Below are 10342 nucleotides of genomic sequence, written 5' to 3'. Positions count from 1 at the left end.
GGTTAAGGGTTAAGGGTTAAGGGTTAAGGGTTAAGGGTTAAGGGTTAAGGGTTAAGGGTTAAGGGTTAAGGGTTAAGGGTTAAGAAAAAAACTAATTTGACATAACCCCTGCCTCCTGTCTCCTAAAAAGATCAACTCTTATTCGCCAGCTGTCCGCAAGCGGCGTCAATATCCTTTCCGCGAGATCTACGTATGGTCACCGTAATGCCATTTCGCTCCAAAGTATTTTGGTACATCTCCACTGCGCTGCTATGCGCCTGCTGAAACTCGCCATCATCAATGGGGTTGTATTCGATGATATTGACTTTTGATGGTGCAAACTTGCAGAACTTCACCAAAGCATCGGCGGCTTCCTGGGTATCGTTGATGCCTTTCCAAACCACGTATTCGTAGGTAATCCTGTTTTTGGTTTTGCTGTACCAATATTCCAAGGCTTCGCGCAAATCTTTCAAAGGAAATGTGGAATTAAACGGCATGATCGATGTACGTACCTCATCAATAGCGGAATGTAGGGACACGGCCAAACCGAACTTCACTTCCTCATCGGCCATTTTTTTTATAATCTTGGGCACTCCCGAAGTCGACACTACAATTCGTTTGGGAGACATTCCCAGTCCTTCTGGAGAGGTAATCTTATCGATGGCCTTGAGAACGTTGTTGTAGTTCATCAATGGTTCGCCCATGCCCATGAAGACGATATTGCTCAACGGTCTGTCAAAATACAGTCGGCTTTCGTTGTCAATGGCCACGACTTGATCATAAATCTCATCTGGATTCAGGTTCCGCATTCGCTTCAAGCGTGAGGTCGCACAAAATCTGCAGTCCAAACTACAGCCAACCTGACTGGATACACAGGCTGTCGTTCGGGTTTCGGTGGGAATCAGAACGGATTCCACGACCAATCCATCGTGCAAGCGCACCGCATTTTTTATGGTTCCGTCGGAGCTACGCTGCATTTGGTCTACCCGAATATGATTGATGACAAAGTTGTCCTCCAACATTTTTCGGGTCTCCTTGGAAATATTGGTCATGGCATCAAAATCGTGGGCAGATTTCTGCCACAACCATTCATATACCTGGTTTCCGCGGAATGCCTTGTCACCCTGCTCCACAAAAAAGTTGCGAAGTTGTTCCTTGGTCAATGCTCGTATGTCCTTTTTTTTGATTTCCACCATTTAAAGATAAGCAAGAAAAAATCCCGCTGGCCTAATAGCGAACGGGATTTCTCTTTTATGAAATTGTTTTCTTGTTGTACTTGGTAAACCCTCATTGCGTCATTCCGAATTTATTTCGGAATCTCATCACTATTTTATGAGAACCTGAAACTAGTTCAGGTTGACGAAAGTTTCACTAAGAATAAATCCAAAATAATTTATAGAATCAACATCGCATCCCCGTAGGAATAAAAGCGATAGCCTTCCAAAATGGCCTGCTTGTATGCCTTTTTGATCAAATCGTGACCTGCAAATGCAGAGACCATCATCAATAAAGTTGATTTTGGCAAGTGGAAGTTCGTAATCATACAGTTGGCAATACTGAACTCGTATGGAGGAAAGATGAACTTATTGGTCCACCCCTCAAAAGTGTTCAATGTATGTTCGGAAGATACGGCACTTTCCAATCCACGCATAACCGTTGTTCCCACTGCACAGACCTTTCTTTTGTTTGATTTGGCCGTATTTACAATTTCGGTCGCCTTTTCGTCGATCACCAACTCTTCGCTGTCCATTTTGTGTTTGGACAAATCCTCTACCTCAACAGGGTTGAAGGTTCCCAAACCAACGTGAAGGGTTACTTCCGCAAAGTTGATTCCTTTGATCTCCAAACGCTTCAACAAGTGCTTGGAAAAGTGCAATCCTGCAGTTGGGGCAGCTACGGCTCCTTCATGCTTGGCATAAATGGTCTGGTAACGTTCCTCATCTTCGGGGGTTACCTCTCTTTTAATGTATTTAGGAAGTGGCGTTTCGCCCAATTCCCTTAGTTTTCTTCTAAAATCGGTATAGGAACCATCGTAAAGAAAACGCAACGTTCTACCTCTTGATGTGGTGTTGTCGATTACTTCGGCCACCAAACTCTCATCTTCTCCAAAATAAAGTTTGTTACCGATACGGATTTTTCTTGCTGGATCTACCAACACATCCCAAAGACGTTGCTCTTGGTTGAGTTCCCTCAATAAGAAGACCTCGATTCTAGCTCCCGTTTTTTCTTTGTTCCCAAAAAGTCGTGCAGGAAACACTTTGGTATTGTTCAAGACCATTACATCATCTTCATTAAAGTAATCAACTAGGTCTTTGAACATTTTATGTTCAATTTTTCCGCTGTCACGGTGAACCACCATTAGTTTGGATTCGTCCCTGTGTTCCGCAGGATATTCTGCCAATAACTCTTTAGGCAATTCAAAATTGAAGTTTGATAATTTCATCTGGACTTTTTTTCGATTTTTTTAAAGAAGGGCAAATATACAACCTCGCGATAGCGGATGTCAAGTAATTTGATGATTAAATGCCATTTACAATTCTTGGATGTCGAATCCGAGTGTTTTTAGGTCTTTCCAAAAATCGGGGTAGGATTTGGAGACCACTTCGGCGTCGTTCACCACAAAATCCGATTTTAGGGCCAACGGGCCAAAGGCCATTGCCATTCTGTGATCGTTGTAGGTGTCAACGGCAACTCCTGTGTTTAAAATTGACTGTGCTTTAAGAGTCAAACTTTCAGCATCGATATCCACTGTGGCCCCAAACTTGCCCAGTTCGGTCTGCAATGCTGCCAAACGGTCGGTTTCCTTGATGGGCAACGTATGCAATCCCGTTAGATGACATCCTATCCCCAAACCAAGACATGTCACAGCAATGGTCTGCGCGATATCGGGCGCGTTGGAAAGGTCGTATTCCAAATGGGTTGAGCTCGCCCCTGCTGTTTTTTTGAGAAGAATGATGTTGTTGGAAAAGGTGGTTTCCACACCAAAATCCTTGTAGATTTCCGCCAACACACTATCCCCCTGCAATGAATTCTTCTTGTAGGACGACAATTGGATTTCTGTGCCTTCTTCGCACATCGCTGCGATGCTGTAAAAATAACTTGCCGAGCTCCAGTCGGATTCCACGACCAACGTGGAATTCTCCACAGCTGTTTTAGGGAAAACCTTGATGTTATTCCCTTCAAAAGAAGTTTTGATTCCGATTTGTTCCAAAAGGGCCAAGGTCATTTTGATGTAGGGGACAGATGTTATCTTTCCGACCAATTCCAATTCCAGACCATTTTCCAAACTGGGAGCTATCAACAACAAAGCGGAAATATATTGGCTACTGATGTTCGCTGGAAGCGACACTTTGCTTTTTTCTAGTTTCTTTCCAGATATTTTTAGAGGCGGATAACCCGCTTCCTTTTCATATTGAATATCCGCTCCGAGTGATTGCAGTGCTTCGACCAATACTTTTATGGGGCGCTCCTGCATTCGCTGAGAACCTGTCAAAATCACTTGTTTTCCTTCCTGCGAAGCAAAATAGGCCGTCAAAAAACGCATGGCGGTACCTGCATGATGGATATCCACTTCTCCCATTGATTTGGCCAATCCTTTCTGCATTACCTCGCCATCATCGGAATTGGAAAGATTCTCAATTTTAATATTAGGAAAAAGGGCCTGTAACAAAAGTGAGCGATTGGTTTCGCTTTTGGAACCTGTAATGGCAATCGTTTTATGTATTGTTTTATCTCGGGGAGATGATACTTGGAGTCTCAATTCGGTATGGTATTGGATGAATTGTCAAAACTAGAAAAAACAGGCCTAATGTCCCTTTAGGCAGACAACTTTATTTCAGCTTTTTGTTATTTTGATGACGGTCGTGGTCTCGTTTGGTCTTAAGGTCCAATTTCTTATCAAAAGCTTCTTGAAGATCTATTCCTGTTTGGTTGGCCAAGCAAAGCACCACAAAAACCACATCGGCGAGTTCTTCGCCCAGATCCTTGGCCTTATCGGATTCCTTTTCGCTCTGTTCACCATAACGACGGGCAATAATACGGGCCACTTCCCCTACTTCTTCGGTAAGTTGAGCCATATTGGTCAGTTCGTTAAAGTAACGTACCCCATGGTTCTTTATCCATTCGTCTACTGCTTTTTGTGCATCTTTTATTATCACCTTGTGCCGGTTTTGATTAACATTACTAAAGTAATAAGTAAACTGCTATAAATATCTCCTATAAAAAATAAAGTAGTTTTAAACAGACCATTCTGGATTTATAATTTTGCAAGAACTACCTGCTCAGAACCTTTTTTAATTATCTGATTATGAAACTCCTTTAAGTTAGAATAATAATTTGGGGGAATCACGGCGGTGTTCCATTCGATTTTTGATTTAACTTTTATTATATCATCCTCAACCCATACCTCATATGTAAAACTTCCTATGTTTTTAGGTAAGACTGCTACCATGTTCTCAGGTGTCGACTCAACGAAATAACCATCTGGAATCTTAATCGTGACAGTGTTTTTGAAAGATTGGGTGAAAATTTTATCGATTGGCAAATTTCTCTCCTCTGCTTTATATGGGTTATTTTTCGAACTTAGATGGAAAAGCGGAGTGAAATTAAGCTTTCCGCCAATTTCCTCAAAAGCAGATTCTTTGATATAATTGTAGATTTGTACCAATGGTTTGGATGCATCATCCTGGTTCAATACCTCAAAATCCGAGATTTCCAGACTAGGATATTTTTTTTCCATTTCAATACGATATGAATCCTTTGGCCCCCCACTATTTTTCTTTCTTGAATAGAGGGCAAAATATCCTGTAATATGATTTCGGCACTTCCCCACAATAGAACCGTCCCCTTTAAGTTCAACAGTAGTAAATCCAACAATTAAAGATTTCCTATTTGGTTCAAGGATCACCTCTCTGGTTGTACCGTTTTCACGGATAAGTCTTCCAACCCAATTAACTGCACGCAAGGGAATGATGTCGGGATAGCCAAGTTTCTCGGTCGCATCAAAGAGTATTAAATCATTTTGCAATTGGAGTCCTGAAATCACATAATTAAAAGCGCCTTCGGTGGGCGAAAGAGGGATTCCATTTGTCCTGGAACTAATCAAGACTGGATCAGCTTTCAACCCTGCATATCTGAACATTGCTGTAAGCATCAAATTGATATCGGCTACATTTCCTTTTTCTTCATTATATGCTTGATCAATCCCCTTGCTGCTGCACAAAATACCAAAATTGTAGTCCCAATTCATTTTGGACTTCACAAAATTATAGATGGCCATGGCCCTTTTCATTTCCGTTGTTGTACCAAGAATTACATTTTTGATGTCATCTTCAAAGTAGTCTTTCCTATTCAATTCCTTTCCAAAGCCATCGTACTCATAGATCAATTTGGCCACATCTTCCCATGTTAAAGTATAGTTTTTATGCGGCTCGTTAGGAAACTTGGTGGATGTCAATTCAAATTTGATGGAAGATCTATGGTCGTTTATATCAAGAGCCTGATACTCCGGGACCAAACCAGGAAGGCCTGAAGCCGTGAAACTAAAAATGTTATCCACAAAGTTTAAAGTTTCCTTTCCTATTGTAACATTTACTGGCCGTTTAAAATCATAAGTCTGGGGAGTTACCTTAATTGACCTATTTTCCTGAGATTGCTCAAGCTCAATAGGATAATAACCCCTGTTGTATTGTTTATAGATAAAGTACTCTGGAATCTTTAATTGCACTAAAGCAAAGTCTACTGGAATATCAAATTGAAGCCAAAACTCATCAATATTCCAAAATGCCGATGATTGTATTTTATATCCAATGTCCAGAACACTCCCTTCCTTTACATCTGGCATTGTAATGGACACCTTTTCTTGATCATCGTTTACTTTTTCTCTAAAAACACCTTCATCTTTTAGTTTGGTCTTAACTATATTTCCATGTAGGCTATTAAAAGTAAATCCTTTGATTTCGGAAATATTCTGGTTATAATCGTTATTTGTTAAAAGAGATGTTTGCAGCGATGCCCAGTTTAGTCCTTCCTTATTATAAATTTTTATCCTAAGAAAAACTTCCCTAACAATTCGCCAACCGCTTTCATCATGAAAATCAAAGTGTACCAAGTCACTTTTATAGAGGATTGCTGCATTTGCCTCTGGATAATATGTATGCTGATCAGCCAACACTTCCTCTTTGGATACTTTTCCGAACTCTATCTCTTTGGCATTTACTACTTGAAGAGCCAGTATAACCGAAACAAAAACACTTAATATCCATATGCTTCTAAAGGACATATTCAATAGATTTTTGGTTTAGCGATCATCTCAATTTTATTTCAACTTTTAATATACAAATCACTATTTAAAATATTAAAGAAAGACATATTGTATTAAATATAACGCGTAGTAGTTTGTGAAAAAATGATTCGGTTGAATATGAAAAATACCAAATTTCTTACAAAAAAGTAAATTGATTTCCACAAAACTTAATTATTCTTTGTTTTTTGTGTCAATAGTAATCGTTACTGGACCATCATTCAGTAGCTCTACTTTCATATCCGCGCCAAAAACCCCAGTACCCACCTTCTTTCCAAGTCTTTGTTCCATTCTCTGAACAAATTCCTCGTAGAGGGGTATCGCTATATCAGGTTTGGCAGCCTTTATGTAAGAGGGGCGATTGCCCTTTTTGGTCTGTGCATGCAAGGTAAACTGACTCACCACAATAATTTCACCATCCACATCCAACAAGGAGCGGTTCATCATATCATTTTCATCATTAAAAATGCGGAGATTTACAATTTTATTGGTCAACCATTCAATGTCCTCCACGGAATCCGCATCTTCAATGCCCAACAAGACCAAAAGTCCTTGTCCAATGGAGGATATCAACTCCCCTTCCACGGTAACACTTGCCCTTAAAACTCTTTGTAATACGGTTCTCATCTATCTTTCCCTGTATGGATTATCTTCCTCGCCCGTTAACATTTGAACATAACTCCGGTAACGGCTGGCTCCTATCTCATCGTTTTCCAACGCCTCTTTTACCGCACAATGTGGCTCGTCCAAATGCAGGCAATTATTGAATTTGCATTCTGATTTCAAGGCAAAAAACTCCGGGAAGTAATCCCCGATTTCATATTTATCCATGTCCACGATACCAAAGCCCTTAATGCCCGGGGTATCAATGATGCGTGCATCGAATGTAAGGTCGTACATCTCAGCAAACGTTGTGGTATGCTGTCCCTGCATATGTTGTTCTGAAATTTCGGCTGTCTTCAACTCTAAACCGGGATTTAACGCGTTGACAAGGGTCGATTTTCCGACTCCGGAGTGACCGGCAAACATGCAGGTGTTCCCAATCATCAACTCCTTTACTTTGTCCACGTTTTTTCCCTGCTTTGCTTCTATGGGAAAGCATTGGTAACCAATTTTGGTATATAAGTGAATCAAATAATCGACTTCCAATTTCTCTTCTTCCGAGTAAACGTCCATCTTGTTGAAAAGAAGCACAACCGGGATTTCGTAAGCTTCTGCCGTAACCAAAAAGCGATCGATAAAACTGGTGAATGTTGGCGGGTTGTTCAAGGTGACCAAAAGAAAGACACGATCTAGATTGGAAGCGATGATATGGGTCTGCTTGGACAGTTTTACGGACTTACGGACAATATAGTTTTTGCGTTCGCCTATCTCATGGATTATCCCAACGGTCTCGTCCCCAATGGTCTCCAAGTCAAATTTTACGTGATCGCCAACTGCCACCGGGTTGGTGCTCTTTATTCCTTGGGTACGGAACTTTCCTTTTATGCGGCATTCATAAAACTCCCCTTCCGTGGATTTCACGGTATACCAGCTCCCAGTTGATTTATAAACAGTTCCGTCCAATTTTTGTTTATATTTTGATTGCAAAGTAACAACAATCCTTCTTTACCGTCCTATATCTTTGTTAACGTTTTTAACAATCATTAACTTAATCTATTATGAAAAAAATCATTTTGACCGCAGTGGTCACTCTCGTTGCAACGGCTGCCATGAGCGCACAACAGTTTAAAGTTATTACCAGTGTGGAATCCATTGTTCCCAATGGTCTTGGAAGATCAAGGATTATCAACGCTCTGGAAGACAAGGACTACAAGGAGTTCACCAGCGTTCAGACGGAAGATGACAATAGCAGGAACAAAGCTGACAGGAGTGAAATCCGTGTAAAGAATTTTGAAGAAACCAAACTTTTGAACTTTTACAACATTGGTGGTATCCGTTTTCAGAACATCGCGGCCAATGATGCCGTGATCACTTCCATGATCAACGATATGGTTTCCAATGGATGGGAACTGGCATTTGTGGTAAGTGGTGTTGAAAGTGAAGGCGGAAAAGGTGACGGGCAAGGGATTTTTATTACCCGATACATCTTTAAAAAGTAAATTTATCCCAACTCACAAAACAAAAAAGCCCTCTTTTTTGGAGGGCTTTTTTATGGCAACAAGCTTCATTAATCTTTGATGTAGATCCTGCCTCCAACAAAGGTTCTTTTATGCACGGTTTGCGGATTTCCGTATACGTACACATCACCACCTGCCCTTACATTGATATCCACAAGTTCCGAAGCGAACACATCGGCTTCACCCCCGGCAGATATTTTAATATCGGTTGTGGCAGTTCTTAATTCCCTTCCTTCAAAAATACCCCCAGTATTGATCACAACAGTCTGGTTCTTTGCCAGACCTGAGGCCTCGACGATTCCGCCGGTAACGGCCCTTATGTCCGCATAATCCACGTCCATTCCGATACGGATCATAGATCCTTCCTGCGCTCTTACCTCAATTCTGCTTTTCTGCACCATTTCATTACAGGTAATTTGGGCACCTTCGTTACCATCTATAACATCCAAATTAGTGTAATAGACTTCGATCATGGTATCCTCTCCCTGGAATTTTTTGTCCAATTGCATTCGAAGTTTCAACACGCCATTTTTATTGGTCCATTTGATGTCGTCCACGTTCCAACCTTTGATCAGTATCTTGTTCTCATCGGATTGGATCAAATTGACCTCGATAAGGTCAAAAACCTTGATTTCGTTAAAATCCCCCACATTCTTGTCAATAATTCGCTGGGAAAACATGACCAAGGGAAGTAAAAGAAGACTAAGTGTGTATATTTTTTTCATGATAGAGTGTTTTTACTTTTGAAAGATGAAGGTTTTTGTCATTTGTTACAGTTTGAACAAAAAAAGGACTATTTACAGCTCCAAAATAGTGAAACTGCAAATAGTCCTTTTAAAACCAGATTAAAAAATCTTGTTACGCGTTGATTATTTTTTCTTGGTGGTTGATGGATTCTTGGTGGATGGCCTTGAACATTTTCAGGATAAATTCCTCGCTCAAGCCTCTTTGCTCTCCTTCCAAGATCATGTTGCCCAAAATGGCGTTCCATCGATTACTCTGAAGTACAGCAACGTTCTTTTGTTTTTTCAATTCACCGATACCATCGGAAACTTTCATCCTTTTTCCAAGCAAATCAATCAATTGATTGTCCAGCACATCAATCTGTGCCCTAAGGTTGGTCAACTTGCTGTTGTATTCGGCTTCTTCATCCGTTTCCTTTCTAATTCGAAGATCTTTCATAATCTGAACCAATGTTTTTGGGGTTACTTGCTGTGCAGCATCACTCCAAGCATTGTCCGGATCGTAATGTGTTTCGATCATCAAACCATCAAAATTCAAGTCAAGAGCGGTTTGGGATACATCAAAAATCATATCACGTTTACCAGTAATGTGGCTAGGATCATTAATGATAGGAAGATCAGGAAACTTGGTTTGCAACTCGATGGCCAATTGCCATTCCGGAATGTTTCTGTACTTCGTTTTTTCATAGGTGGAGAAACCTCTATGGATGACTCCCAATTTTTGGATGTTGGCGGAGTACAAGCGTTCCACGGCGCCCAACCACAACGAAAGGTCTGGGTTCACAGGATTTTTTACCAATACAATTTTATCGGTACCCTCCAAGGCATCGGCAATTTCTTGGATAATAAATGGACTTACGGTAGAACGTGCTCCAATCCATAATAGATCTACATCGTATTCCAAGGCCAAATCAACGTGTGCCCTATTGGCCACCTCGGTAGCGGTTTTTAGGCCAGTTTCTTCCTTAACTTTTTGCAACCACTTCAATCCAATGGCCCCTACTCCCTCAAAATTTCCAGGACGAGTTCTTGGTTTCCAGATTCCAGCGCGGTAGTAATTTACATCGGTATCTTTTAGTTCATGCGCTATCTTCAGCACCTGATCTTCGGTTTCGGCACTACATGGACCTGCAATTACCAAGGGATGACCCAAATTCATGTCATCCAACCATTTCCTCATTTCCTTTTTGTTTTCCATA

Annotated in this window: 10 protein-coding genes; 1 reads left to right on the top strand and 9 read right to left on the bottom strand. The window is 40.8% G+C overall.

What is annotated here, in order from left to right; all coding sequences use genetic code 11:
* Positions 1-131: 131 nt before the first annotated feature.
* The 7 genes from rlmN to rsgA all read right to left on the bottom strand — a co-directional run bounded on the left by rlmN (position 132) and on the right by rsgA (position 7846).
* A complete protein-coding gene (gene rlmN / locus SD449_RS07505; RefSeq protein WP_318309695.1) occupies positions 132-1175 on the bottom strand; it encodes a 23S rRNA (adenine(2503)-C(2))-methyltransferase RlmN in 1044 nt (347 codons plus the stop codon).
* Between the two features lie 197 nt (positions 1176-1372).
* On the bottom strand, positions 1373-2422 hold the full coding sequence (queA, locus tag SD449_RS07500) for a tRNA preQ1(34) S-adenosylmethionine ribosyltransferase-isomerase QueA (RefSeq protein WP_318309694.1): 1050 nt from the start codon (positions 2420-2422) through the stop codon (positions 1373-1375).
* 87 nt (positions 2423-2509) lie between these two features.
* Complete coding sequence (locus SD449_RS07495) at positions 2510-3739, bottom strand: 3-phosphoshikimate 1-carboxyvinyltransferase (RefSeq protein ID WP_318309693.1); 1230 nt, start codon at positions 3737-3739, stop codon at positions 2510-2512.
* 70 nt (positions 3740-3809) lie between these two features.
* On the bottom strand, positions 3810-4136 hold the full coding sequence (locus tag SD449_RS07490; protein WP_318309692.1) for a nucleotide pyrophosphohydrolase: 327 nt from the start codon (positions 4134-4136) through the stop codon (positions 3810-3812).
* Positions 4137-4234: 98 nt separating this feature from the next.
* Entirely contained in the window at positions 4235-6259 is a 2025-nt protein-coding gene (locus tag SD449_RS07485) for a transglutaminase-like domain-containing protein (protein ID WP_318309691.1), read from the bottom strand.
* A 195-nt stretch (positions 6260-6454) separates the two neighbouring features.
* The gene (gene dtd, locus SD449_RS07480; RefSeq protein ID WP_318309690.1) at positions 6455-6907 is read right to left on the bottom strand and encodes a D-aminoacyl-tRNA deacylase; all 453 of its coding nucleotides are present in this window, start codon (positions 6905-6907) and stop codon (positions 6455-6457) included.
* Positions 6908-7846, bottom strand: coding sequence for a ribosome small subunit-dependent GTPase A (rsgA, locus tag SD449_RS07475; RefSeq protein ID WP_318309689.1), 939 nt, complete (start codon positions 7844-7846; stop codon positions 6908-6910). It abuts the gene before it with no gap.
* A 95-nt stretch (positions 7847-7941) separates the two neighbouring features.
* Here rsgA and SD449_RS07470 point away from each other — a divergent pair, with 95 nt between their 5' ends.
* Positions 7942-8382 (top strand): hypothetical protein, encoded by a 441-nt coding sequence (locus tag SD449_RS07470; RefSeq protein WP_318309688.1) that lies wholly within the window; start codon positions 7942-7944, stop codon positions 8380-8382.
* 68 nt (positions 8383-8450) lie between these two features.
* Here the strand turns inward: SD449_RS07470 and SD449_RS07465 are convergent, their stop codons facing one another.
* Both SD449_RS07465 and SD449_RS07460 read right to left on the bottom strand, forming a co-directional pair.
* Positions 8451-9125, bottom strand: coding sequence for a head GIN domain-containing protein (locus SD449_RS07465; protein ID WP_318309687.1), 675 nt, complete (start codon positions 9123-9125; stop codon positions 8451-8453).
* 133 nt (positions 9126-9258) lie between these two features.
* Entirely contained in the window at positions 9259-10341 is a 1083-nt protein-coding gene (locus SD449_RS07460; protein WP_318309685.1) for a bifunctional 3-deoxy-7-phosphoheptulonate synthase/chorismate mutase type II, read from the bottom strand.
* Position 10342: the final 1 nt, after the last annotated feature.

The organism is Flagellimonas crocea (assembly GCF_033441595.1).
GTDB lineage: Bacteria > Bacteroidota > Bacteroidia > Flavobacteriales > Flavobacteriaceae > Flagellimonas > Flagellimonas crocea.
This window is presented reverse-complemented; position numbering and strand designations above follow the sequence as displayed.